The sequence below is a fragment of the Streptomyces sp. NPDC086077 genome, assembly GCF_040686175.1.
Lineage (GTDB): Bacteria > Actinomycetota > Actinomycetes > Streptomycetales > Streptomycetaceae > Streptomyces.
The window spans coordinates 16,211-40,783 of record NZ_JBFBJT010000022.1 but is presented as its reverse complement, the minus strand read 5'-3'; the positions used below and the strand labels follow the sequence as shown (position 1 = coordinate 40,783).

General features: G+C 70.1%; 23 protein-coding genes and 1 pseudogene. 15 read left to right on the top strand and 9 right to left on the bottom strand.

The genetic code is table 11. The annotated features are described in order from the left end of the window. Positions 1–4: 4 nt before the first annotated feature. Genes AB0O67_RS09505 through sbnA form a run of 4 tightly spaced genes read left to right on the top strand, consistent with a single transcriptional unit; the run spans position 5 to position 6,343 of the window. Positions 5–3,157: a non-ribosomal peptide synthetase gene (locus tag AB0O67_RS09505; protein ID WP_365447936.1), complete on the top strand. Its 3,153-nt coding sequence runs from the start codon at positions 5–7 to the stop codon at positions 3,155–3,157. A gap of 22 nt (positions 3,158–3,179) precedes the next feature. Continuing rightward, a complete protein-coding gene (locus AB0O67_RS09500) occupies positions 3,180–4,205 on the top strand; it encodes a TauD/TfdA family dioxygenase (protein ID WP_365447934.1) in 1,026 nt (341 codons plus the stop codon). Continuing rightward, on the top strand, positions 4,202–5,269 hold the full coding sequence (sbnB, locus tag AB0O67_RS09495) for a 2,3-diaminopropionate biosynthesis protein SbnB (RefSeq protein WP_365447932.1): 1,068 nt from the start codon (positions 4,202–4,204) through the stop codon (positions 5,267–5,269). The genes AB0O67_RS09500 and sbnB overlap by 4 nt, the downstream gene beginning before the upstream one ends. Positions 5,270–5,323: 54 nt before the next feature. After that, positions 5,324–6,343, top strand: coding sequence for a 2,3-diaminopropionate biosynthesis protein SbnA (gene sbnA, locus AB0O67_RS09490; protein WP_365447930.1), 1,020 nt, complete (start codon positions 5,324–5,326; stop codon positions 6,341–6,343). Between the two features lie 67 nt (positions 6,344–6,410). Here sbnA and AB0O67_RS09485 read toward each other — a convergent pair whose 3' ends face one another. From AB0O67_RS09485 to AB0O67_RS09470, 4 genes are all read right to left on the bottom strand, one after another. After that, positions 6,411–7,148, bottom strand: coding sequence for an anti-sigma factor (locus AB0O67_RS09485; RefSeq protein ID WP_365447928.1), 738 nt, complete (start codon positions 7,146–7,148; stop codon positions 6,411–6,413). Beyond that, complete coding sequence (gene sigK, locus AB0O67_RS09480; protein ID WP_365447926.1) at positions 7,145–7,756, bottom strand: ECF RNA polymerase sigma factor SigK; 612 nt, start codon at positions 7,754–7,756, stop codon at positions 7,145–7,147. Before sigK ends, AB0O67_RS09485 begins: the two co-directional genes overlap by 4 nt. Positions 7,757–8,004: 248 nt before the next feature. Then, entirely contained in the window at positions 8,005–8,625 is a 621-nt protein-coding gene (locus tag AB0O67_RS09475; RefSeq protein WP_365447924.1) for a dihydrofolate reductase family protein, read from the bottom strand. Between the two features lie 157 nt (positions 8,626–8,782). Further along, positions 8,783–8,953 (bottom strand): hypothetical protein, encoded by a 171-nt coding sequence (locus AB0O67_RS09470; RefSeq protein WP_365447922.1) that lies wholly within the window; start codon positions 8,951–8,953, stop codon positions 8,783–8,785. Positions 8,954–9,214: 261 nt separating this feature from the next. Between AB0O67_RS09470 and AB0O67_RS09465 the strand changes: the two genes are divergently transcribed. The 6 genes and pseudogenes from AB0O67_RS09465 (at position 9,215) to AB0O67_RS09440 (ending at position 15,894) form a co-directional block, all read left to right on the top strand. Beyond that, complete coding sequence (locus AB0O67_RS09465; RefSeq protein WP_365447920.1) at positions 9,215–11,020, top strand: ABC transporter ATP-binding protein; 1,806 nt, start codon at positions 9,215–9,217, stop codon at positions 11,018–11,020. 226 nt (positions 11,021–11,246) lie between these two features. Beyond that, positions 11,247–11,513: a DUF3253 domain-containing protein gene (locus tag AB0O67_RS09460; RefSeq protein ID WP_365447918.1), complete on the top strand. Its 267-nt coding sequence runs from the start codon at positions 11,247–11,249 to the stop codon at positions 11,511–11,513. A gap of 288 nt (positions 11,514–11,801) precedes the next feature. After that, a complete protein-coding gene (locus AB0O67_RS09455) occupies positions 11,802–13,034 on the top strand; it encodes a SpoIIE family protein phosphatase (protein ID WP_365447984.1) in 1,233 nt (410 codons plus the stop codon). 229 nt (positions 13,035–13,263) lie between these two features. Further along, positions 13,264–13,814: pseudogene (locus AB0O67_RS09450) on the top strand (TetR/AcrR family transcriptional regulator). Between the two features lie 233 nt (positions 13,815–14,047). Then, positions 14,048–14,488 (top strand): GFA family protein, encoded by a 441-nt coding sequence (locus AB0O67_RS09445; RefSeq protein WP_365447916.1) that lies wholly within the window; start codon positions 14,048–14,050, stop codon positions 14,486–14,488. Positions 14,489–14,523: 35 nt separating this feature from the next. Further along, positions 14,524–15,894, top strand: coding sequence for an NAD-dependent succinate-semialdehyde dehydrogenase (locus AB0O67_RS09440; RefSeq protein ID WP_365447914.1), 1,371 nt, complete (start codon positions 14,524–14,526; stop codon positions 15,892–15,894). Between the two features lie 47 nt (positions 15,895–15,941). Here the strand turns inward: AB0O67_RS09440 and AB0O67_RS09435 are convergent, their stop codons facing one another. Beyond that, positions 15,942–16,448, bottom strand: coding sequence for a MarR family winged helix-turn-helix transcriptional regulator (locus AB0O67_RS09435; protein ID WP_365447912.1), 507 nt, complete (start codon positions 16,446–16,448; stop codon positions 15,942–15,944). A 168-nt stretch (positions 16,449–16,616) separates the two neighbouring features. Here AB0O67_RS09435 and AB0O67_RS09430 point away from each other — a divergent pair, with 168 nt between their 5' ends. Then, positions 16,617–17,795 (top strand): alpha/beta hydrolase, encoded by a 1,179-nt coding sequence (locus tag AB0O67_RS09430; RefSeq protein WP_365447910.1) that lies wholly within the window; start codon positions 16,617–16,619, stop codon positions 17,793–17,795. A gap of 21 nt (positions 17,796–17,816) precedes the next feature. Here the strand turns inward: AB0O67_RS09430 and AB0O67_RS09425 are convergent, their stop codons facing one another. Genes AB0O67_RS09425 through AB0O67_RS09415 form a run of 3 tightly spaced genes read right to left on the bottom strand, consistent with a single transcriptional unit; the run spans position 17,817 to position 19,539 of the window. Continuing rightward, on the bottom strand, positions 17,817–18,800 hold the full coding sequence (locus AB0O67_RS09425; protein ID WP_365447908.1) for a TDT family transporter: 984 nt from the start codon (positions 18,798–18,800) through the stop codon (positions 17,817–17,819). A gap of 59 nt (positions 18,801–18,859) precedes the next feature. After that, positions 18,860–19,306 (bottom strand): aquaporin, encoded by a 447-nt coding sequence (locus tag AB0O67_RS09420; RefSeq protein ID WP_365447906.1) that lies wholly within the window; start codon positions 19,304–19,306, stop codon positions 18,860–18,862. After that, complete coding sequence (locus AB0O67_RS09415) at positions 19,303–19,539, bottom strand: hypothetical protein (RefSeq protein ID WP_365447904.1); 237 nt, start codon at positions 19,537–19,539, stop codon at positions 19,303–19,305. The genes AB0O67_RS09420 and AB0O67_RS09415 overlap by 4 nt, the downstream gene beginning before the upstream one ends. Positions 19,540–19,787: 248 nt before the next feature. Between AB0O67_RS09415 and AB0O67_RS09410 the strand changes: the two genes are divergently transcribed. Further along, positions 19,788–20,987 (top strand): FAD-dependent oxidoreductase, encoded by a 1,200-nt coding sequence (locus AB0O67_RS09410; RefSeq protein WP_365447982.1) that lies wholly within the window; start codon positions 19,788–19,790, stop codon positions 20,985–20,987. An 81-nt stretch (positions 20,988–21,068) separates the two neighbouring features. Further along, entirely contained in the window at positions 21,069–21,965 is an 897-nt protein-coding gene (locus AB0O67_RS09405) for an RNA polymerase sigma-70 factor (protein ID WP_365447902.1), read from the top strand. Between the two features lie 12 nt (positions 21,966–21,977). On the opposite strand, the gene AB0O67_RS09400 is transcribed toward AB0O67_RS09405, so the two are convergent. Then, positions 21,978–22,529: an ATP-binding protein gene (locus tag AB0O67_RS09400; RefSeq protein WP_365447900.1), complete on the bottom strand. Its 552-nt coding sequence runs from the start codon at positions 22,527–22,529 to the stop codon at positions 21,978–21,980. A gap of 185 nt (positions 22,530–22,714) precedes the next feature. Between AB0O67_RS09400 and AB0O67_RS09395 the strand changes: the two genes are divergently transcribed. Both AB0O67_RS09395 and AB0O67_RS09390 read left to right on the top strand, forming a co-directional pair. Continuing rightward, the gene (locus AB0O67_RS09395; protein ID WP_365447898.1) at positions 22,715–23,317 is read left to right on the top strand and encodes a TetR/AcrR family transcriptional regulator; all 603 of its coding nucleotides are present in this window, start codon (positions 22,715–22,717) and stop codon (positions 23,315–23,317) included. 102 nt (positions 23,318–23,419) lie between these two features. Beyond that, positions 23,420–24,490, top strand: a complete 1,071-nt coding sequence (locus tag AB0O67_RS09390; RefSeq protein ID WP_365447896.1) for a lipoate--protein ligase family protein — start codon at positions 23,420–23,422, stop codon at positions 24,488–24,490. The last annotated feature ends 83 nt before the right edge of the window (positions 24,491–24,573 follow it).

Genomic DNA, 24,573 nt, shown 5'->3' with positions numbered 1-24,573 from the left:
GAGAGTGACTGCACCGACCGACGGACGGACCCACGGCGGCGAAGCACCGGCCGGCGGGAGCCCCGACACCGCCGACACCGTACGGACCGTGGAGCCCGCTCCGACCGGCGGCGGCACATGGGCCGAGGGAGGCTTCACGGCCCTACCGCGCTGGACACGTGACCCGGTGCCCGGCACCGCCGAGCAGGTCACAGCCGTCCCCGAGGCCATGACGACGGCCCTGCACGACCGGGCCCAGGAACTCGGCGTACCGCTTACGGCGATCTTCCTGGCGGCACACGTCAAGGTGCTCGCCACACTTTCCGGCGACCCCGTCGTCCGCACCGGCTACGCGGTTCCGGGCGCCACCACGCCCCTTCCCGTCGCGGTGGGCGTCCGGCCCGGCACCTGGCACCGACTGCTGCTGGAAGCCCACCAAGCCGAGTCGAGGCTGTTGTCGGCACGGTCCAGCTCCTCCGCCGACGCCGCGCCGCCGCCCACGACAACGGGAGCGACCGCGCATCACCCCGAGGCCGTGTTCGACCCGTCAGGGCGCGGGCCCGCGGGTGACAGCGGCACCGTCCTCACCGTCACGGCACAGGAGAGGGACGGCCGGCACACACTGCGCCTGCGCTACCGGACCGACCGGCTGGACGCGGACTGCGCGGCCCGGATCGCCGGATACCATCTCGCCGCACTCGAACAGATCGCCGCCGACCCGGACGCCCCGCACCACCGGCGCAGTCTCTTGTCAGCCGAGGAGATCGAATTCCTGATCGACGGGCTCGCCGGTCCGCTCCGGGATCTGCCCGACCGGCGCTGCCACGAACTCTTCGAGGAGCGCGTGCGCAGCAACCCGGACGCCGTGGCCGCGGTGCACCGCGACCGCCGATGGACCTACGGGGAACTGAACGTGCGGGCCAACCGGCTGGCCCGAGCGCTGCTGACGGAGGGGCTGCGCCCCGAGGACACGGTCGCGGTGGTGACCGGGCGCGACCTGAACTGGCTGGCCGCCGTGCTCGCCGTGTTCAAAGCAGGCGGCGCCTACCTTCCCGTCGACCCGCACTACCCGTCCGGGCGCATGACCACCATGCTGACCCGCGCCGCCTGCGGCCTGGTGCTGACCGAGCCGGGCGCCACGACGAACCTGGACCGGGCGCTGGACGGGCTTCCCGGTACCCGCACGCTGCTCGTCCCGGACGTCACCGAGCAGGCGACCGACGGATCCGACCTGGGGATCGAGGTGCCGGCCGGCCGGCTTGCGTACATGTTCTTCACCTCCGGGTCGACGGGTGAGCCCAAGGGGGCGATGTGCGAGCACGCGGGCCTGCTCAACCACCTGTACGCCAAGATCGACGACCTGGACATCGGTGCGGGCACGGTCGTGGCGCAGACCGCCTCGCAGTGCTTCGACATCTCGCTGTGGCAACTGCTGAGCGGCCTGCTGACCGGGGGCCGGACCCTGCTGGTCGAACAGGACGCGGTCCTCGACGCCGACCGGTTCCTCGACACGATCGTCGAGGGCCGGGTCAACGTCCTCCAGGTCGTCCCCTCCTACCTCGACGTCATCCTGTCCGCCCTCGAACGCGCCCCTCGCGACCTGCCGGACCTGCGCTGCGTGTCGGTCACGGGAGAGGCGCTCAAGAGTGAGCTCGCCCAGCGGTGGTTCACCTCGGGGCCCGGGATCCGTCTCGTCAACGCGTACGGGCTGACGGAGACGTCGGACGACACCAATCACGAGGTGATGGACCGGGCGCCCGCGGCCGGCGGCGTCCCGCTGGGCCGGCCCGTCAACAACGTGCGCGTCTACGTCGTCGACGACGACCTGATGCTGGTCCCGCTCGGCGCTCCCGGTGCCATCGTCTTCTCCGGTGTCTGTGTCGGCCGCGGATACGTCCGCGACCCCGAGCGCACCCGGCTCGCCTACCTGGCCGACCCGTACCGTCCGGAGGAACGGCTGTACCGGGGAGGCGACTTCGGGCGCTGGCTGCCCGACGGGAAGCTCGAGTACCTCGGACGTGGCGACGGCCAGGTGAAGATCCGGGGGTTCCGCGTCGAGATCGGCGAGATAGAGAACACGCTGCTCAGGGTCTCCGGTGTCCGGGACGGTGCCGTCGTCGTGACCGGGGAGGGACACGGGCGTCAACTCGCCGCCTTCTACACGAGCGGGCGGACCCTGACGGCCGAGGACGTCCGTGAGCGGCTCGGCGACCTGCTTCCCGAGTACATGGTCCCGTCCTCGCTGCACCAGTTGGCGCGCCTGCCGCTCACGGCCAACGGCAAGACCGACACGAAGGCGCTGGCGGCGCTGGCCGAGGAACTCGGCACGACCGGCGACGCCTACGAGGCCCCCGGCACGCCGACCGAACAGCGGCTGGCGGAGAAGTTCGCCGCCGTCCTCGGCATACCGTCCGACCGCATCGGCCGGGGGGACAGCTTCTTCGACCTGGGCGGCACCTCTCTGTCGGCCGTCCGGCTCGCCGTATCCCTCGATCACCTGGTCGCTCTGCGTGACCTCACCAGCCATCCGGTGCTGGCCGAGCTGGCCCGTCTCGTCGACACGCGGACAGCGGGCCGGCCGACCACGGACGCCGAAGCGGAACAGGTCCTGGGAACGCTGCTGCCCTCGGACGCTCCCGCGCGGGCCACCCTGATCTGCCTCCCCGGCGCGGACCGGCCCGGCGCGGACTTCGCGCCGCTGGCCGAAGCACTGCGCGACCACTGCGACGGCGACGGCAACGCGGTGACCGTCCACGTCGCCGCGCAGCCGGACCCGGCGCGGATCGCCACGGAGACCGTCCGGCTCGGCACGCCCGGCATCATGCTGTGGGGCGACGGCACCGGCGCGGAAACGGCCCTGGAAACGGCCCGGACCTTGCAGCGGCAGGGGGTCGCCATCCGTGGCGTGCTCCTCTCCGTGCCGTCCTCCTTCCGCCCTCCGCGCGACGTGGAGCCGCTGGCAGCGCCGGTCACCGTGCTGGTCGCGGCCGCCACGTCCGGTGAGGGCGAGGCCGGCAGGGGGGCAGCGCCCGCACGCCCGGCGCCCGGCGACTGGCGTCTCCTCGCCGAGAAGGTCGACGTGCGGTACGTGTCCGGCGGCCGCCGCTTCCTTCGCACACGCCCGGCGGAGGCGGCCGAGGCCTTGCTCAGAGCGGCCGCCCTGCCCACGGAACCATGATCGCCGTCCCGAGGAGAACACGATGCTGTCTTCACTGTTCCGCAAGCAACCGGCTCCCGTCACGCCGCCCCCGACCGCCGCGAGTACCACGCTCCGGGCTCCCGGCGACCCGCCGGTCCTCCAGGCCGAGGCCGCCTCGGACGCGGCGGCCTGGGTGGCCCTCCACCGCGACGGACTGCGCGACGTGCTCGTCGAGCACGGCGCCGTCACGGTCCGGGGCCTCGATCTGCGCACCGCGGCCGACGTCGAGTCGGTCCTCCACCAGGTGACAGACCGACCGGTGACGGAGCGGGAGGCGTTCGCCGCCCGCGATCGGCATGCGGAGGGTGTCTACTCGTCGTCGGCGTGGCCGCCCAACCAGCTCATGTGCATGCACCACGAACTCAGTTACGCCCTGGAGTGCCCGGGTCTGATGCTGTTCGCATGCCTGCGGCCGCCCACCACCGGCGGCGCCACCACCGTGGCCGACGCCGCCGCCGTGCTGCAGGCGCTGCCGGCCGAACTCGTCGACCGGTTCGAGCGGGAGGGCTGGGTGCTCACCCGCACGTACAACAACGAGATCGGCGCCACGCTCAGCCAGTCCTTCGGCACCGAGGACCACGGCACCATCGAGGCGTACTGCCGCGCCAACGACATCGACTGGTCCTGGCAGCCGGACGGCTCGCTGCGGACCCGGCAGCACCGGCGCGCCGTGGTGCGGCACCCGGTCTCCGGCGTGCGCTGCTGGTTCAACCAGATCGCGTTCCTCAACGAGTGGACGATGGCCCCCGAGGTCCGGGAGTTCCTCGTCGAGGAGTACGGCCCCGACGACCTGCCCTTCAACACCCGCCACGGCAACGGTGACGCCGTGCCCCGGGAGGTCGTCGAGCAGATCAACAGCGCCTACGAAGCGCACACCGTCCGCCGGGCCTGGCAGCCGGGGGACCTGATGCTCGTGGACAACATCCGCACCGCGCACAGCCGAGAGGCCTACGAAGGGCCGCGGGACGTGGTCGTCGCCATGGCGGACCCGGTACGTATGGACGACCCCGGGAGGGCAGAGTCATGACCACCGCGCGTCCCGCCCACGAGGGCGTCTCCCAGGCCGGCGTGCCGGCCGTACCGCCGTTCGCCGTCATCCCCGGGAACCAGGTCAAGCATGTCCTCGACGGACGTGAGAAGGCCATGGTGGAGGTGATCGAGGCGACATACCGCCTGCACGGGTCGGCCCGTACCGTCAACCCGCCGTCCTCCTTCCTGCGCTTCCCGGACCGGCCGACCTCGCGGATCATCGCCCTGCCCGCCTCACTCGGCGGCGAGAGCAGGGTGGACGGTCTGAAGTGGATCTCCAGCTTCCCCACCAACGTCGCCGCGGGCATTCCCAGGGCGTCGGGCGTGCTCATCCTCAACGACCCCACCACGGGCTACCCGTACGCGTGTCTGGAGACCTCGATCATCAGCGCCGTCAGGACCGCCGCGTCCGCGGCCTCGGCGGCCGACCGGCTCAGCAGAGGGCGCCCGCGCCCCACCCGCCTGGGCTTCGTCGGAGCCGGTCTGATCGCGCGCTACATCCACACGTACCTGGAGGCCACCGGCTGGTCCTTCGACGCCGTCGGTGTGCACGACCTGTCCGCGGGCAGCGCGGCGGACTTCCGGACGTACCTGGAGCAGTCCGGAGCCGGACGCGTCACCGTGCACGACAGCGCGCGCGAGCTGATCCGCGACAGCGACCTGATCGTCTTCGCCACGGTCGCCGACCGGCCGCACGTCGACGAGCCGGCCTGGTTCGGCCACAACCCGGTGGTCCTGCACGTGTCACTGCGCGACCTCGCCCCGCAGGTGCTGCTGTCCGCCACCAACGTCGTCGACGACGTCGACCACTGCCTGCGGGCGGGCACCTCACCGCACCTCACCGAGAGCCTCACCGGCAACCGCGACTTCCTGCTCGGCACGCTCGACGACGTGCTGGCGGGCCGGGTCGCGGTGCCGGCCGACAGGCCGGTGGTGTTCTCGCCGTTCGGTCTCGGCGTGCTCGACCTCGCGGTCGGCAAGTTCGTCTACGAGGAGGTGGCCCGCACCGGCGATCTGCGGATCATCGACAACTTCTTCCATGAAATGCGCCGGTACGGCTGAGGACGGCTCGCCCGCCGCTCCGTCGGTGTTCCGGTAACGGACGAGGAGGCCATCGTGCCAGTCATATCCGTTCCCCAGGCCTTCAACGAGGAGGACCTGTACGTCGACCTGGAGTCGATGTTCGGACACCGACTGTTCCTCAAGTGCGAGGGGTTCAACTTCGCCGGTTCGATCAAACTGAAGGCCGCCAACGAGATGGTGGAATCCGCCGAGCGGAGCGGCATCCTGACGAAGGGCTCCATACTGGTGGAGTCCTCGTCGGGCAACCTCGGGGTGGCGCTGAGCATGATCGCGGCGTGCAAGGGCTACAGCTTCGTCTGTGTGACGGACTCCCGCTGCAATCTCGCCAGCCGGCAGATGATGGAAGCGCTCGGCAGCCAGGTGCACGTCATTTCCCACGAGCACGGCAGCGGCGGCCTCCTGGGAGCGCGCCTGGCCTACCTGCGCGCCCTGTGTGCCGCCGACGACCGCTATGTCTGGCTGAGCCAGTACACCAACCCCGACAACTGGAAGGCGCACTACTTCACGACAGCTCCGGCCATCGCCCGCTTCTTCCCGGAGTTGGACGTGCTCTTCGTCGGTGTCGGCACGACCGGCACCCTGATGGGGTGCGCACGCTGGTTCCGGTCCTGGCCCCGGCGGGTGCGGATCGTCGCCGTGGACAGTGTCGGCTCCGCCATCTTCGGCGATCCGCCGGGCCGCCGAATGATTCCGGGACTGGGCATGAGCGTCCGGCCGCCGCTGCTCGACGAGTCGTACGTCGACGAGGTCGTGCGCGTCGAGGAGGCCGACACGATCCGGGCCTGCGGGGACCTGGCGAAGCGGGGCTTCCTCTTCGGCGGGTCGACCGGCACGGTGGTCAGTGGGGCGATGGCCTGGCTGGAACGCCACGAGACATCCGGCCTCACATCGGTCGCGATCGCCCCGGACCTCGGCGAGCGCTACCTCGACACGGTCTACCAGCCCAACTGGGTACGGACCGTCTTCGGTGACGAGGAGACCGACGTCTCCGAGGTGCTGCACCGCGACCTCGCGGCCCGCGAACCGAGCACCGCGCAAGGCTGGATCCTCTGACCCACGCCTTCCGCACATCCCGGCCCGGCGCGCGGTTGCGCGCCGGGCGACGAGTGCGCACGTGAGATCAACTGAGCACCGGAATCCTGGCGAGCGGCGTCGTGGTCGGCTGCGGCGCGCCCTCGGCGGACTCGACGGTGACACAGACGGCGGTGGCCCCGTTCAGGGGCCCGGCGAGGACCTGGGCCTGACGGCCACCCGATGAGTGCAGCAGGCCTGCGGGTCGGTACTCCCACGCCCGTTCGTACCAGAGCTGGTAGACCTGTCCCTCGCGAAGGGGCGGCAGGCCCGAGGCGATGAACGCGGTCCGGTCCTGGGCCCGGGAGGCGATCACGCTGGCCGTGGCACTGTCCGCAAGCCGCGCGGTGCTCATCTTGGCGTCGGTGGCGGCCAGGAGGCCGACGAGTGCCTGGGTGTCGGCCTGGGCGTCGGCGATCTGCTCACGGTTGCTGTCGGCTTCGGAGTGTTGCCACCAGGCGATGCCTCCCACCCCCGCGGCTGCCGCCACGGAAGCGGCCAGCGCGACCAGCAGGCCCCGTTGCCCGAGGCGATCCTGCCGCGGGGCGACGGGTCGCTCCTGGCCTTCGGTCGTGATCCGTTGGAGGACACGCCGGCGCAGGTCGGCGGAGGGCTCCCGAGCCTCGGCGGAGCCCAGCCAGGCGAGGGTCCGCGACGCCTCGTCGGCCTCGCGCCGGCACGCCGCGCAGGTGGCCAGGTGGTTCTCGAAGGCCGCTCGCTCATCGGGCGGCAAGGCGTGCAGCGCGTACGCGCCGACATCCGTGCAAGGGTCCTCGGGGTGCCTCATGACCGACCCTCCAGACACTCACGCAAGCGCTGGAGTCCCTGGCGCATCCGCGACTTGATGGTTCCGACCGGAGTGGAGAGGCAGTCGGCCACCTCCGTGTAGGTGAGCCCTTCGTAGTAGGCCAGTACCAGAGGCAGCCGCAGGTGCCCCGCCAGGCCTGACAGGCAGCGGAAGACGACGCGGTAGTCCTCGCGGACCTCGACCTCCTCGGCCACCGTGTCGAACGGCCGCTCCTGCTCCAGGACGGCTGTGCGCACCTCGCGGGCTTTGCCGGCGGCGACGGACCGCACCCGGTCGACCGCCCTGCGGTGGGCGACGGTGAGCACCCAGGCGCGGGCCGGGCCCCGCTCCGCGCGGAAGTGGTCGGCGGTACGCCATACCTCCACCATCACGTCCTGGGTCACCTCCTCCGCCAGCGCCTCGTTCCTCAGCACTCGCCAGACCAGTCCCATCACCGGCGGTGCCAGCGCGTCGTACACCCCGGCGAAGGCCTGTTCGTCACCGTGGGCAGCGCGAACCAGCAGCTCGTCCACCCGGGCGTCGTCCGACGACCGGGTACGCCGGACCGGCGCGTCGCGTTTCGCGCCTGGGTCTTTTCCACGCTTCATGGCCGCCCCTCAGCTCTGCTCGACAGTGGCTCCTCCGGGAGAGAAGCGCACCTCGTGCAGGCCCGTCTGCCTGATGAACTTCACCTTTCCGCAGCAGGCAACCGGGAGCACGCCGGTGAATCGGTTGAAGGAGGGCGAACGCGGCCCTCACAGGTTGTTCGGAGCCGCAGGGTCCGCGGATCTGCCCAACCCCACTCCTACTGCTGGGTAGGCCTGCCGCGGGGAGCGAACGGGCGGCCGCTCGTCGCTCAGATCAGCACCCGGTACGTCACATGCGTGACGATGCTCGCCGACCGTGACCTCACCTGCTCGAGTTCCAGCGGCGGGACGCCCTCGAAAAGCCGTGTGCCGGCGCCGAGTGTGAACGGCACGATGTGGAGGCGCAGCTCGTCGATCAGGCCTGCCGCGAGGTACTGGTTGACGGTGGTCGCGCCGCCGTGGATCGCGACGACGCCGTCGCCGGCTGCCGTGCGTGCCTGTGCCAGTGCCGACACGATGCCGTCGGTGACGAAGTGGTACGTGGTGCCGCCGTCCATCGGCTGCGGCTCGCGCGCGTGGTGGGTCAGCACGAACACCGGTGCGTGGAACGGTGGATCGTCGCCCCACCAGCCGTTCCAGGGCTGGTCCCAATCGCCGCGCACCGGGCCGAACATGTTGCGTCCCATGATGAATGCCTGGGCGGCGGCCATCTGTTCGAGCTCGGCCCGGTTCTCGTCGGGTGTGTCGAACATCCAGGCGTGCATCCTGCCGCCCGAGCCATCGCCGCCGTCGTCGCCGAAGGGGCGTTCCTCGGTCTGGTTGAGCCCGGCCGAGTACCCGTCGGCCGAGACCGTGAGGTCGCAGACAACCCTGCCCGTTCGCTTGGTCATTGCCTTCCCCCTGTGGCGACACCGGTCGCCCTCGCGGTGAGCTGTCTGACGAGCGTCAGCATGAACCAGTCACAGTATGACCGCCGATACGCATCCTGCGCCGGACGCCGTGCGGCCCCGGTGCGCGAGACACCGGGGCCGGGGCGGGAGTCGACGGTCAGTGGTCGTTGCCCGGGCGGGCGGCGCCTCGTCGGGCGTTGTTGTACAGGCGCAGCAGGTGCTTGGCGACGGCGCACGGCACCGTGTCGACATGGCACTGCCGGCAGGTCCGCGTGTGGTGCTCGTAATCGGCGCGCGCCTGATGCAGGGCGTCACTCGGAGATGACATCGATGTCCTTGGAGTCGACGACTGGAAGGGCGGCGGCTGTACGGGTGCGTGGGGGACGTGGTGATACGCCTGAGGCAGGAGTTGATCATGTTACTTGGGGTAGTGGGAAGCTGCGTACGCGCTTCGGTCGTACGTTCTCCCTCCGCGGTCACCGGCCCGAAAACGTTTGGACGGCGTGGTCGCGTCGCGGGACACTGCGTATCCGTTACGTGACTCCACGTAACCGTCGCGGGTGCGCCCACGACGACTGAGGGAGGTGGGATGGGAACGCCTGAATCGCGCAGGGTGCTGCCGGGCAAGCGCTCGGTGTTACTCGCACTTCGTTACTACGGCCGGGAGTTGACCCGCTTGCGGTGGCTGACCGCACCGGCGATGCTGCTCACGGCGCTGGGCAACATCGGGATCAACTACGTGGCGCCGCTGATCGTCGCCAAGTTGGTCGGCGAGATCGCGGGGGACAAGGACCTCACCGTCGCCTCGGCACTGCCGTACGTCCTGGGCTTCGTCGGGGTGCTGCTGCTCGCGGAGGCCCTGTGGCGCGTCGCACTGCACTGTCTGAACCGCCTCGACGCCCTCGGCATCGAGCATCTGTACGTGATCGGTATGGACGAGTTGTTCGCCAAGGACGCCGCGTTCTTCCACGACAACTTCGCCGGGTCGCTGACCAAGCGCGTCCTGAGCTTCGCCTCCCGATTCGAGCAGTTCGTCGACACGCTGACGTTCCAGATCGTGGGCAGCTTCCTGCCGCTGGCGTTCGGGGCGGTGGTGCTGTGGCGTTACGAACCACTGCTCGTCGTCGGGCTCCTGGTGATGATCGCGCTGACGGCGGTCTGCGTGGTGCCGCTCATCCGGCGCCGCCAGGCGCTCGTCGACCAGCGTGAGGAGGCGATCGCCCGGGTGTCGGGGCATGTCGCCGACAGTCTGATGAACATGGACACGGTACGGGCGTTCGCCGCTGAGGAACGCGAGGCCGCAGAGCATCGCTCGCGGGTCGCGGCCTCCCGGCGGCTCACCCTGCGGTCGTGGGACTACGGCAACCTGCGCATCGACACGTTCGTCGCGCCGATGTCGGTGCTGACCAACGCACTGGGCCTGCTGCTCGCCGTCATGCTCGCCGGAGGCGCGCACGGCGTGGAGGCGATCGTGGTCGCGTTCACCTACTACTCCAACGCGACCCGGATCATGTTCGAGTTCAACCAGATCTACCGCAGGCTGGAGAGCTCGATGACGGAGGCCGCCCAGTTCACCGAGCTGCTGCTGACGCCGCCGACCGTGCTCGATCCGCCCGTGCCGGAGCCGCTGCTGCGGCGGGAGGCCGACGTCCGCTTCGAGAAGGTCACCTTCGCCCACGCCGGCGGCCGGCCCCTGTTCGAGGGCCTCGACCTGGACGTGCCCACCGGCGCGCGGGTGGGACTCGTGGGGCGGTCCGGCGGCGGCAAGACCACACTCACCCGGCTGCTGCTGCGGATGACGGACATCGACGGCGGACGGATCCTGATCGGCGGTCAGGACATCAGCAGACTGCGCCAGGCCGACCTGCGCGGCACGATCGCCTATGTGCCGCAGGACCCGGCGATGTTCCACCGCACGCTGCGGGACAACATCGCCTTCGCCCGGCCCGACGCCGGCGACGCCGAGATCCGCCGCGCGGCCGAGGCGGCGCACGTCACGGAGTTCGCCGACGCCCTGCCGAACGGCTTCGACACCATGGTGGGGGAGCGCGGGATCAAGCTGTCGGGCGGGCAGCGCCAGCGGGTCGCGCTCGCCCGGGCGATCCTGCGTGACGCGCCGATCCTGCTGCTGGACGAGGCGACCAGCGCCCTGGACTCGGAGAGCGAGATCCTCGTCCAGGAGGCGTTGTGGCGACTCATGGAAGGGCGCACGGCGCTCGTGGTGGCGCACCGGCTGAGCACGGTCGCGGGCATGGACCGGCTCGTCGTCCTCGACCAGGGACGGGTCGTCGAACAGGGCACGCACGACGCACTGCTCGCCACGGACGGTGTGTACGCGAAGCTCTGGCAGCACCAGTCGGGCGGCTTCCTCGACGAGAGCCCCGCGCGGGTGTGACGCTCGCGGCGCTCGCCCTCGGCCGTGGGCCCAAGGCCGGGGCGGCCGCGGAGTGGACGAGCGGGCGGCAACTGGAGGTTGTAGCGCCTAAGTGAGACTCCCGCCGGGCCACGGGGCCACGGGGCCACGGGGCCACGGGGCCACGGCGGGAGGAGCGGTGAGCCACAGAGCGGCCTCGACGGCGTCGTCGGTTCGAGGCCGTCCCCGCCGGTGCGACACTGGCGGGGTGAGCGACCGGCAGACGGACCGACGCCTGGAGCGGGCCATTCTGGAACTGCTGGACCGCCGTGGCCCGACCGCGACGATCTGCCCCTCCGACGCGGCCCGGGCCGTGTACGAGGGGGACGACGACGGCTGGCGCGCACTGATGGAACCGGCCCGCCGCGCGGCCCGGCGCCTGGTCACGGCCGGCCACGTCGAGATCACTCAGTCCGGCCGGCCCGTCGAACCGACGAAGGCCCGCGGCCCGATCCGTATCCGCGGCGTCCGCTGACACGTCCCCCGGCCCGCTGCGGTGACGGCCACAGCCGGCTGAGCTGGCTCACCAAGCGATCGCGGCCGCGAGGTGCGCTCCGAGGCGCTGCAGACGGGCCCAGCGGTTGTTCGCGCATCGAGTGGTCGCTTTCCGCGGGAGACCCCGCCAGGGCGCCTTTGCACGGCTTCGCACCCGTCCCCCCGCCGGGACGACGACCCCGCGGCCGCTCCGATGCGCCCGGCGGTCGTATCGCTCGTAAATTGGGAGGAGCGGGTAATGGCCCCTGCGGCCTGGGAGAACAGCGCCATGGCAGCGGACATCGGTTTCACAGCCTTCTTCGACGCCGCACCGAGCCCATATCTGGTGCTGGGCACGGACCTGGTGATCCGCCACGCGAACCAGGCGTACGTGCGGGCCACAGGGCGGGCCGGGGAAGAGCTGATCGGCAAGTACTTCTTCGACGCCTTGCCGCCGAACCCCGACACCCCCGACGACACGCAGCGCCTGATGGCGTCACTGCTCCGGGTCAAGGAGACCGGCGTCGCGGACACGCTGGTGCTGCAGCGGTACGACCTCCCCGCGTCTGATCAGCTGGGTGGGTTCGAGGAGCGGTGGTGGTCGGACGTCCACACTCCGGTTCTCGGGCCGGACGGCCGGGTGTCGTGGATCGTGCAGCGGTCCGAGGACGTCACCGCCTTCATCCAGTCACGCCGGGCGCGACGGCTCACGGAGGAGCTCACCGACCGGGAGAAGGGCCTGGCCGCCGAGCTCTACGCGCGGGCCCAGGAGCTGCACCGGCTGAACCAGGAACTGCGCCAGGCCCACGCACGCGAACGTCAGGTGGCCGTCGCCCTGCAGGAAGCCATGCTCCAGGCCCCTGACCTTGACCGGCACACCAACATGGCCGTGCGGTACCTGCCCGCGACGACGTCCCTCAACGTGTGCGGCGACTGGTACGACGTCGTGGACCTGCCGCCCGACCGCTACGCCGCCGCAGTCGGAGACGTCGTCGGGCACGGACTGCAGGCCGCGGCCGTCATGGGCATGCTCCGCAGCGCTCTGAGCGCAGCCATCCGGGCCATCCCGAGCCCCGCCCAGGCCCTGGAAGTCCTCGGCCTGTACGCCCGCTCCCTGGAAGGCGCGACCGCCGCGACCGCGGTGAAGGTACTCATCGACACCCGCAGCCAATTGATCATCTACAGCAATGCCGGGCACCTGCCCCCCGTCCTGGTCCACCCGGGCGGTACCTGGGAACTGCTCGACCAGGCCACCGATCCGCCGCTGGGTGCCCGTCCGTACCACGTCCCCCGCCCCCAGGCCGGCCTGACCTACACACCGGGCGACACCCTCGTGCTCTACACCGACGGGCTCATCGAGCGCCACGACGAAGACATCGACGCCAGTCTGGCCCGTCTGACCTCAGCCCTCTCCAAGGACAGCACGCTGCCCCCCGACGAACTGGCGGACGCCTTGCTGGACCGCCTCAGCGTCACCAGCGGAGCCCGCGACGACATCGCCCTCGTCATCATCCGCCTGTGAGCCGACAGGCCCGGGGGATGCACTGTCCGGGGGCCCGGCTCGGCGCGCCGGGCCCCGCGGGCGTGTGAGGCGCCGGAGGCTCAGCCGGAGAGCGTGAACGTCTGGGCGGCGGATCCGGAGCAGGGCTGCTGGCACAGCCGGGCGCCGTTGGCGGTCGATGAGTTGTCGACGGTGTGTCCCGCCCGGCCCCGAGGCCCGGCAGCGGCAGCAGGACATCCTGCAGATCGCCATGGACGCCTTCGCCGCCCGCGGCTACGACAACGCCTGGCGGAGATCGCCGAGCGGGCCGGACTGACCCAGGCCGGCGTCCTGCACTACTTCCGGTCCAAGGCGCTGCTGCTCACCAGCGTCCACGAGCCGCGCGACCAGCGCGACATCGAGCAACGGGGAACCCGACGCCCCCAAGGCTGCGGTTCTTGCACCACCTCGTCGACACCGCCCGGCGCAACGCCGAGCGGGAGGGCATCGTCCGGCCGTACGCCGTCCTGTCGGCCGAATCCGTCACCGACGAGCACCCGCGCAGAGCTACTTCCGCGACCGCTACGGGGGCCTGCGCGGTTTCCTCGCCCCGAGGGGCTGATCGAGGCATGGGCACCGGAAGAGGCCGACGCCGGGCGCGTGCGGGCGGCGGCGAACGCGATCATCGCCGTCATGGACGGCCTCCAGGTCCAGTGGCTGCTCGACCCCGCCCCCGTCGACATGGCCCCATCGACCGACCCTGTGGTCACCTCACTGCTGGCCGAGCTGGCGTCCGGGCGTACCGCGGACCGGAGTGGCTGAGCGGCCGCAGGGATGCGCGGTTCCAAGGCCGGCAGGGGACTTGGGCCCAGGGCGGTCGAGGCGAGCGCGCGCCGGCGACCGCGCGCAGGGCATGCCCCGTGTTCTTGTCGGGGATAGCCCTGCGAGGCGTAGGCGAAACGGGTGTCTGGCCGACCTCGTCCGCCGGAAGCACTCTCGATCCTGTGCCAGGGCGACGTCTCGGAAACCCTGGTCGAGAGACAGGGAGCATCCATATGAATGACACAGTCCCGGCGCCGGCACACGGCGAACGCACCGGACATTGCTTGTGCGGATCGGTCAGCTACCGATTCGACGTGGAGCCCGAGACCGTGGTCCTCTGCCACTGCGTCCATTGCCAGCGGCACACTGGTGCGGCATTCTCGGTGAACATACTGGTGGCGCGCGAAGCCCTGGAAATCATCGGCACGCCGAAGGTCTATCAGACCGCCGGAGCGGAAAATGGAAATCTGCGCGACAGGCTTTTCTGTGGCGAATGCGGCACGCCGATTCTCACGATCCTTCATGAACGACGCGATCTCGTGATCGTCAAGGCCGGAACTCTCGATGATCCAACAGGACTGAAGCCGACCGCGGAGGTATGGTGGCGTCGAGCTCAAGACTGGATCGAACCGAACGCCGACCGGATGAGGTTCGACGGGGACGCCAATAAATGAATGCGGCTGTGCGGCCCCATACCAAGGAGTGGAAAATGGGCTTTGGTACCACCGATCCGGCAACCGGACAATTGGTGAAGGAATTCCCGCTGCAGTCGGACGAGGAAATTCTCCATGAGCTGGAAACCGCCGACAGGCGTTACCACGACGACTGGAAGTACTGGCCGGTCGCGGAACGGGCCCGCGTCGTCGGCCGCGCCGCTCAGATCCTGCGGGAGAAGCGGGATGAATACGTGGAATACCTGACCCTGGAAATGGGAAAGGTAACCCGCTTCGGCTACTTCGAGGTCGATCTCGCGGCCGACATCCTGGACTACTACGCGGAGCACGGAGAGCAGTTCCTCGCGGAGCGGCCGCTGCCCGGTGAGCCCGGCGCGAAGCTGGTCGCCGAGCCGATCGGCGTCATCCTGGCGATCGAACCGTGGAACTTTCCGTACTACCAGCTGGCCCGTGTGGCCGCGCCCCAACTGGTCGCCGGCAACGTGATCCTGATGAAGCCCGCCGAGAGCGTGCCCCAGTGCGCCCTGGCCTTCGCGCGACTCTTCGAGGAGGCGGGAGCCCCTGAAGGGGCTTACATGAATCTCTTCTGCGACGTCGACCAGGTGGCCAGGCTGATCGACGACTTCCGCGTGCGCGGCGTCACCCTCACCGGTAGCGAGAGGGCGGGGGCGTCGGTCGGCGAGCGCGCCGGGCGTAACCTCAAGAAGGCGGTCCTGGAACTGGGCGGCAGCGACCCCGCTCTCATTCTGGAGGGCGCACCTCTGGAGCACGCGGTCGAGCAAGTCGTGATGGGACGTACCTACAACTCGGGGCAGGGCTGCGTCAACGTCAAGCGCGTGATCGTGGTCGGCAGGGAACGGGGCGAGGAAGTGCTGGCCGCGCTGAAGGAGCGCTTCGCCGCGATCAAGGTGGGTGATCCGAGGGACGAGGACACCCTGCTCGGCCCGCTGTCCAGCGAGCGCGCGCTTGACGTCCTGCTGCGGCAGATCGAGGACGCGAAGGCCGCGGGAGCTCGCGTCGTTCAGGGCGGCAACCGAGTGGACCGCCCCGGGTTCTTCCTCGAGCCGACGATCATCACGGACATCAGAGAAGACAACCCGCTCTACGAGGAAGAGGCCTTCGGGCCCGTGTTGTCCTTCTACGGCGTGGACAGCGAGGAGGAAGCGATCGAGTTGGCCAACGCCACCAGGTTCGGCCTGGGCAGCTACGTGTTCGACGCCGACGTCGAGCACGCCCGACAGGTCGCGGGTCGCATGGAGTCCGGCATGGTGTACATCAACTCCTGCTTCGTCGACTCGCCGAGCCTGCCCTTCGGAGGAGTCAAGAACTCCGGGTTCGGTCGCGAGCTGTCGGAACTCGGCATCGGCGAGTTCCTCAACCGCAAGCTGGTGAGGGTCGCGCCGTAGCGCGGGCGACTGGGATGCGAGGACGGTCGCGACGCCGCGCAAGCGCCTCAGGCCGGCTCCGCGGCGGCTTCGGGAGGCTGCTCCCGCCGAGTGGGCGCCTCGTCGAACTGCTTCTTCTGCAGAGCCGTGATCCGCCGAAAGGCGGTCTTGAAGTTCTCGTACTCCTGCTCGCCGATCACCTCGGCGTGGCGCCGCTCGATGGCGGCGACGATGGCGTCGGACTTGCGCATCTGATCACGCCCGAGCGCGGTGGGCGTGACCAGCTTGGCGCGCCTGTCCTTGGGGTCGGGACGCCGTTCCACGTAGTCGAGGGCCTCCAGTTCGTCGATCAGGTTCCCGATGACCTGCTTGTGCGTTCCCGACAGCCGCGAGAGTTCGGTCGCCCGACTGCCCTCTTCGTCGATGAACCCCAGGACGGCGCCGTGCTGGGGGCGCAGTCGGGGATGACCCTGTTCGGCGAGCGCCTGGAAGAGTTCCTTCTGGACCGAGAAGAGCAGGCGAGCGCTCATGATGCCGACGTCCGGGTCCGCCACCTTGCGTTCACTGCGCCGCATGTCGCGTCTCCCTGTGCGTGAACTCCTTCACCTGCCTGAATAGTCACTCATGCTGACGATATCGGCCAGGGGCACCGCGCGGGTTGCCGCGCGTCGCACCGGCGCCTACGGTGAATAGTCAAGTTCAGTGACTATCAGGATTCTTACCAATGTGCTGAGGAGCTCGAGATGTCCGTGATCGAAATGACGACATTCGTCGTCGCTCCTGACAGAACGTCGAAGATGCTGGCCGCACGGCCCGCCATGCTCTCCGCGTTCCGCACGGACCGGCGGGGGTTCATCGCGGCGCGCCTCGTCCGTGTCGCCGAGAACACCTGGCTGGACATGGTGGAGTGGGCGGACGCCGATGCCTTCGACGCCTCTCGCGCGAAGGGCGCCAACCTCCCCGAGATCGCGGCGTTCTTCGCCACGATCGACGAACTTGTCAGTGTGCGAAGCGGTGTGCGCTACGACGACGCCGCCGACGGTCCCCGAGCCGTACGAACCATCGCCTACGGCACGGAGCCCTCCCAGGTCGGCGAGCTGTACCTCCCCGAAGGAGACGGGCCCTTCCCCGTGGTGGTGCTCGTTCACGGTGGATGGTGGACGGCGATGTTCGATCACCGGGAGGCGGTTCCGCTCGCCGAGGATCTCGTGTCCCTCGGGTTCGCCGTCTGGAACATCGAGTACCGGCGGATCGGCGAACCCGGCGGTGGGTGGCCGGGTACGTTCGACGACGTCGCGGCGGCCGTGGACGCCGTCGCCGATCTCGATCCCGCGATCGACACCCGCCGTGTGCTGGTCGTCGGGCACTCGGCAGGCGGGCACCTCGCCACGTGGGTCGCCCACCGCGCCGCGCTGCCGGAAGGCGTCCCCGGTGCGCGGCCCGGGATCAAGCCGATCGGTGCGGTGTCGCTGGCCGGAGTTCTGGACCTGGTCGACGCCGACGAGGTGGGACTCGGCAGCGTTCTGACGGACCTCGACGCCGAGCCGCCGCGCGGCGCGCCGCCGGCGGCCCACCCGGAGGTGTGGCCGGCCGTGGCCGCCGAGGCCGGGGACGGCGTCGCCCGGCTGCTGCTCGGAGGCGGCGTCGCGGAGCACGCGGAGCGGTACGCGGTCGCTTCGCCCGTTCTGCTCGCCGACGGTGGGGTTCCGGTCCTCGCCCTGCACGGCATGGCCGACGAGGTCATCCCGCCCGCGTACGCCCGGACGTACGCGGAAGCCGCCACGGCCAAGGGCGCGGACGTCACATTGGTCGAGTCGCCCGGAGCCGATCACTTCGGCGTGGTCGACCTGGACGGACACGCCTGGGGTGTGACTCGCGGCTGGCTGGCCGAGCGTCTTAGGCAGGCCGAGTCCGGCGGGTGAGCTCCCCGTCCGTCCGGTCCGTCAGCCCGCGGCCGCCTGCTGCTCCGTCGTCGGCGGGGGTGGCACGGCCGGCAGGAGCTGACGCCGGGCGGCGGCCATGACGGTGCGTACGGCGACACCACCCACGAGTGCGCTGATGAGACCCAGCAGGACGTAGGTGTACGCGCCCGCTCCCGGTGGCCGCAGGCGCTCGGCCCAGTGGATTCCCACGGAGGCCGCCGCGGCCCAGCTGAAGGTGAACGCCCAGGTGCTCGGCATGAAGGGCAGTTTCAAGTAGGCGGGCAGCAGCCTGAGTTGGGTCAGGACCATCAGCAGGCCGTAGCCGCCGAGGAACGTCGCGACGGTGTCGATGGAGTCACTGAAGAGGGCGAAGTAGGCGATGCTGGCGACGGCCGCGGGGGCGATCTCGATCGCCAGTGTCGGCTGCAAGGGCGGAGGCAGCATGGGGCGCAGCAGCAGCCGAGCCATGATCACCGAGCCGAGAATGAGCCAGCAGATCGATCCCAGGCCGAACATCATGACGCCCAGCCGGTGTTGCCCCACGGCAGCAGCCGACGCCGCGGCCAGCAGTCCGCCCGCGACGGTGGGCAGGAAGTAGCCCGGGTGGAACCGGTCGACGTCGACCCGTCCGTAGATCCACTGGCCTGTGAACCAGGCACCGAGCAGCACGGTGAGGGCCAGGAAGACATCGACCACCACCCGGCCGGCCACCGGTTCGACGGGGAACAGGCCGTATGCGGCGATCACCATCGGTACGACCACACACAGGGCGGCGAAGGGTCCGCCCACCGGATCGGTGAGGTCCCGCGACAGGGAACGCGACCGCGCCGCGCGCCAGAGGTAGGCGACGGTCACCAGCAGCCACACCACGGCCGACAGCACGAGCAACGCCTCGCCCACGGCTCGTGGCACGCGCTGGTACTGGGCGGCGGTCAGCCAGGCACTCGCGAGGCCGACCAGGCCGAAGGGCATCCCGAAGAAGTTGAGCGGGATCGGCGCGGGCAATCTGCCCGCCCGACTCCCGGGTACGCGCGGTGGGTCGTGGGGGTATTCCATGACGTCTCTCATGCCGACTCGTCCTGGCGCTCGGAGTGCTGAGTGGGCCCGCAGAGTTTGTAGGTGAGGGGCTGGTGCGTGTGGAAACGACGCATCAGCAGGTGGTGCACGGAGGCACCCAGCAGAGCCCCGAGGACCGGGGCCAGAAGGTAGATCCAGAACTGGCTGGTGCTCCCGGCGAACAGGGCCGGGCCGAAGTGACGGGCCGGGATGGCCGAACCTCCGCTCCGCGTTCCCAGTCCCGCGATGATCAGGGCGATGGACAGACCGACGACGTACGGCAGCCATCTCCCGAAGGACGGATGGGCGAGGAGGAAGCCGATGACCAGGGTCAGGGCGATGAAACAGCCGGCTTCTATGACGGAGCCCGCTATCTGCGCGGCGGGGTAGCCGAGGACACTGCGACCGGGGAACACGTCCATCAGCCACATCGCCACCGTGACCGCGGGATTCATGTGGCCCCCGCTGCGCCGTCCGGGGGCGAGAGGATCAACGCGACGACGAGCAGGCCCGAGGCAACGGCCACGACGAGCAGTGCCAGGTGAAGGTCGCTCACGTACAGCGGGGAGCCCGGATCGCGCAGCCAGCGCACCATGGTCACCACCGCGAACACCAGGACCATGGTGAGGATCAGTTCGTCGAGGGCACGGGGGAGCGGGAGCCCGGGCTGGTTACGACGGCTTGCCATGCTGCCTACCGGTCTCTCCGTGCGGTGCCCGGCACCCTCTCCGCTCACATTTGGTTCAGAGGGATGACAGTCACACTTACTTACTAATCACGATAAGTGCCTGCTTCAAGGGTCCGCAACAGCTGCCTGCGGTGTCCCACGGCGGCGATTTCAGCCGAGCCCCTGTGCGCTACGTCTCATCCGCACGCTGTTACACCGGACGCGCTTCTGGTGTCTCCATGCCGAGTTCACAACGCGAGGGAGACATGATGAACCGAAACGTCGAGGTGGTCGTGGTCGGCGGCGGGTACGGGGGCGTCACGGCGGCCAACAGCCTGGCTCGGCGCGAGGGTGTGTCGGTGACCCTGGTCAATCCGCGTCCCCACTTCGTCGAGCGCATCCGCCTGCACCAGCTCGTGACCGGCTCCGATGACGCGGTCGAGGGCTTCGGCGACGTGCTGGGCGGGAACGTCCGGCTGGTGGTCGACACCGCGATCCGGATCGACCCTGCCGAGCGCCAGGTGTCGCTGGAGGGTGGTGGCACGCTCTTCTACGACTACCTCGTCTACGCGGTGGGCAGTGGCGCCTCCGATCCTGGCGTGCCCGGAGCGGCGGAGTTCGCTCATGCGGTGTCGGACCTCGAAGGGGCGGAACGACTGCGGTCGGCGCTGGCCGAGACGCCCGCGTCGGATCCGGTGACCGTGATCGGGGCCGGCCCGACCGGCCTGGAGACCACCGCGGAGCTGGCGGAAGCGGGCCGCAAGCTCACCCTGGTCTGCGGCGGCGTGCTCGGTCCCTCCCTGCATGCCCGGGTCCGCGGCCCGGTCGCCCGCCGGCTCGCCGAGCTGGGTGTGACCGTCATCGAAGGTCCCCGTGCGCGGGTGACGGAAGTGACGCGCGACGGTGTACATCTCGATGACGGCCGGAAGCTGCCCAGCGCGGTGACGATCTGGACCGCGGGATTCCGTGTCCCGGATCTGGCCGCCCGCAGCGGGCTGCGCACCGACGCCGAAGGCCGTCTGGTCACCGACGCGACGCTGACCAGCGTGGACGACGTGCGTATCGTGGCCGCAGGCGACGCGGCGGTGATGACGGACCGGCCGTTCCGGATGAGCTGCCAGGCCGCCGTGCAACTGGGCCCGGCGGCCGCCGCCACGATCCTGCGCCGAATCGCGGCAAAGAAGCCCGCTCCCGTCCGGATGTTCTTCGCCGGGCAGTGCCTGAGCCTCGGCCGGAAGGAGGGCGTCACCCAGTTCTCCTACCCGAACGACAAGGTGAACGCACTCAGTGTCAGCGGGCGGCCCGGTGCCGGCGTCAAGGAGATCGCCTGCCAGTTCACCCTCGACAAGTTGCTGTCGGGGGCGCGCAAGGCCGGCCCCCGCGCATCCGGCGGCGAGAGCACCGTTCGCGTGGAATCGCCCCAGCCGGAACACCGCACGACGCCGTCCGGCACCCGACGTCCGGCTTAGCTGCCAAGACCCGCTCCTTGGGCCGGACCGGCCGGTCCGGCCCAAGGACGCCGACCGCGAGAGAGAGTGAAGCGCACGCCGATGAACGACCATGTCACCGACTCCGCGACCGAGGCGTTCCTCGCCCATCGCGACCTGCTGTTCACCGTCGCCTACGAGATGCTCGGATCGGCGGCGGACGCCGAGGACGTCCTCCAGGAGACCTGGTTGCGGTGGGTCAGGGTCGACCTGGCGCAGGTGCGGGACCAGCGTGCCTACCTCGTACGGATCGCGACCCGGCAAGCACTCAACCGGCTCCGCTCACTCAAGCGGCGCAAGGAGGCCTACGTCGGCCCCTGGCTGCCCGAGCCCCTGCTCACCGCGCCGGACGTGGCCGAGGACGTCGAACTGTCCGAGAACCTGTCGCTGGCGCTCATGTTCATCCTCGAAACGCTCTCACCGACCGAACGCGCCGTCTTCGTACTGCGCGAGGTCTTCGACTTCGGCTACGACGAGATCGCGGCGGCGATCGGCAAGAGCCCCGCCGCCGTACGCCAGACCGCCCACCGCGCCCGCCGTCATGTCGACGCCCGTCGGCCGCGCGCGGCGGCTTCCCCGGAGGAGGCCCGGACAGCGCTGGACTTGTTCCAGCGGGCGCTCGTGACGGGGGACCTGCAGGGGCTGCTCGACGCACTCGCCCCGGACGTCGTTTTCGTCAGCGACGGCGGTGGTCTCAAGCTGGCGGCTCTGCGGCCGGTCGTCGGCGCCGAGAACGTGCTCCGTTACATGGCCGGCAGCGTCGACAAGGCCGGCGGCACCTTGAGCGGCGAGCACACGACGGTCAACGGCAACCCCGGACTCGTCCTGCGCCTGGACGGCGTGATCGACGGCGTGTTGGCCTTCTGCGTGGACGACGCCCGCGTCACGGGCCTTTATTACGTCCGCAACCCCGAAAAGCTCACCCGCGTCGAGTCCGAGACTCCTCTCACCTCCCGCTGAGACACGGCTTGCCTAGAGTGTCCGCGACCCGGTGCCCTCCTCGACATGCACTGCGAACCAGACGGTCTTGCCGGTGGGCATCCGGATGCTTCCCCACGCGTCCGCGAGCAGGTCGAGGAGCTCGGTGCCGCGCCCGCCTTCGGAATCCGCGTCGACCACGCAGCGTACGGGGCCGGTCCGCTCGGTGTCCTCGACCTCGCACACCAGCCCGGATCGGCGGAGCTGAAGGTTGAGCCTGAGCGGGCCGCGGGTGTGCCGAAGGGCATTGGTGACGAGCTCGCTGACCAGCAGTTCGACGGTGTCCGCGAGATCGTCCAGGGCCCAGGTGGTCAGCTGCGCCGTCACCAGGTGGCGGGCGTCGCGCACCGAGGTGAGCTCCCGCCCCAGAGGCCAGGACGCTTCCCACGCGCTGGCGCGGCAGCGCGGGGCGTCGAACGGCCGCAGGGGCGCGAAGATGCGCGACCACAGGGCCCGCTGCCTGGCGGCCCGCGAGGGGGCGTCGCCGTGCGAGGGCCGTGCCGCCTGGCAGAAGGCGCTGAGCAGGCCGATGGCCTGGGCGGCCATGGAAATCAGTCCCTACTGTGCTGGTGGTGGGGAGCCGTCGGCGGGTGAGTCGCCCATGTCCCGGCTCATTCATGTAGCAGTTGCTACACCTAAAATATACACGTAACGGGTGCTACAGTAAAGACCTCGCCAAGCTCCCAAATCGGGCGCACGAAGGTCGCCGCCCCGGTGCAACCAGGAACCCCATGTCACGCCCACCCGACCCGGCCAAGCGACGCCGCCTCCTGGACCACGTCCGCCAGTACGTGCTGCGCAACGGACTCGCGGATCTCTCCCTGCGCCGGCTGGCCCAGGCCCTCGGCACCAGCGACCGCATGCTCCTCTACTACTTCGGCAGCAAGGAACGGATGATCGCCGAGGCGCTCGCCGTCTACGAGCGCCGGCCCCTGCTGCAGGCCCGCGAGGTTCTGCGCAGCGTCGGGCCGCCCGCGGATGCCGCCGGTCTGCGCCGTCTGATGGAGGAGGTGTGGAAGCAGTTCAGCGACCCCGACGTACGCGCCTCACTGCCTCTCTACCTCGAGATCATGAGCGCCGGCATCCTCCATCCGGACCGGTACGGGCCCGTCCTGGACGATGTCGTCACGGGATGGACGAACCTGCTGGCGTCAGTCTTCCGCGACTTCGGCATGGAGCAGGGCCGGGCCCTGACCCAGGCCACGCTCCTGACCGACGCGGTGTTCGGCCTCCTGGTCGCCCCGCTGGTGGACGACCACTGGGACCGGGCCGACGCGGCCTTCCGCGCACTCCTCGACTGCCTGGAACCCGGCTGGCACCCCGCGATGTCCTGACCCCCGTCTCGGCGCCTCGGTCCGCGGACGAGTGGTCACCGTCCGGGGAACATCCACGTGCCGGGCGCGGTTTTCCCGGCAATACAAAAGGAAGGCAAAGCCGTGCACGGTGAGTACAAGGTTCCGGGCGGCAAGCTCGTCGTCGTGGATGTGGACGTCGACGTCGAGCACGGCGTGCTACGGCACGCACGGGTCGCGGGCGACTTCTTCCTCGAACCGGACGAGGCGCTCGACGCCGTCAACGACGCCCTGGACGGCGCCCCCGCCGACACCGACGCGGCCGGACTGGCGGCGCGGATCGACGCGGCGCTTCCCGAGGGGACCGTCATGTACGGGCTGACCTCGGAGGGCATCGCCGTCGCGGTGCGGCGCGCCCTCGCGCACGCCACCGACTGGACCGACTACGACTGGCAGTTGATCCACGAAGGACCGCAGGCTCCGGCACTGCACATGGCGCTGGACGAGGTCCTCACGGCCGAGGTCGCCGCGGGACGCCGAGCGCCGACACTCAGGGTGTGGGAGTGGGGCGCCCCGGCGGTGATCATCGGCAGCTTCCAGTCCCTGCGCAACGAGGTCGACCCCGACGGCGCGGACCGGCACGGCATCGAAGTCGTGCGCCGCATCTCCGGCGGCGGGGCGATGTTCGTGGAGCCCGGCAACACGATCACCTACTCGCTGTCGGTCCCGGAAGCGCTGGTTCAGGGCCTGTCCTTCCAGGACAGCTACGCCTACCTCGACGACTGGGTGCTCGGCGCACTCGGCGACATGGGGATCAACGCCTGGTACCAGCCGTTGAACGACATCGCCACCGAGCAGGGCAAGATCGCCGGCGCCGCCCAGAAGCGCATCGTGGGACCCGACGGCGGAGCCGGCGCCGTGCTGCACCACGTGACCATGGCCTATGACATCGACGCGGACAAGATGCTCGACGTGTTGCGCATCGGTCGGGAGAAGCTGTCGGACAAGGGAACGAAGAGCGCGAAGAAGCGGGTCGACCCGCTGCGTCGGCAGACCGGTCTGGCACGGGAGGCCGTGATCGCGCGGATGATCGATTCGTTCCGTCTCCGGTACGGACTCAGCGACGGCAAGGTGACGCACGAGGAAATGACCCGCGCACAGGAGCTGGCACGGACGAAGTTCGCTTCGCCGGAGTGGACCGCCCGCGTGCCCTGACGGGGGCGGGTCGGGTGTCGCCCCTTCTCCCCGGGTGTCAACGCCGGCCGGTCGGCGAGTCCTTCGTCACACCGGACGGCGTC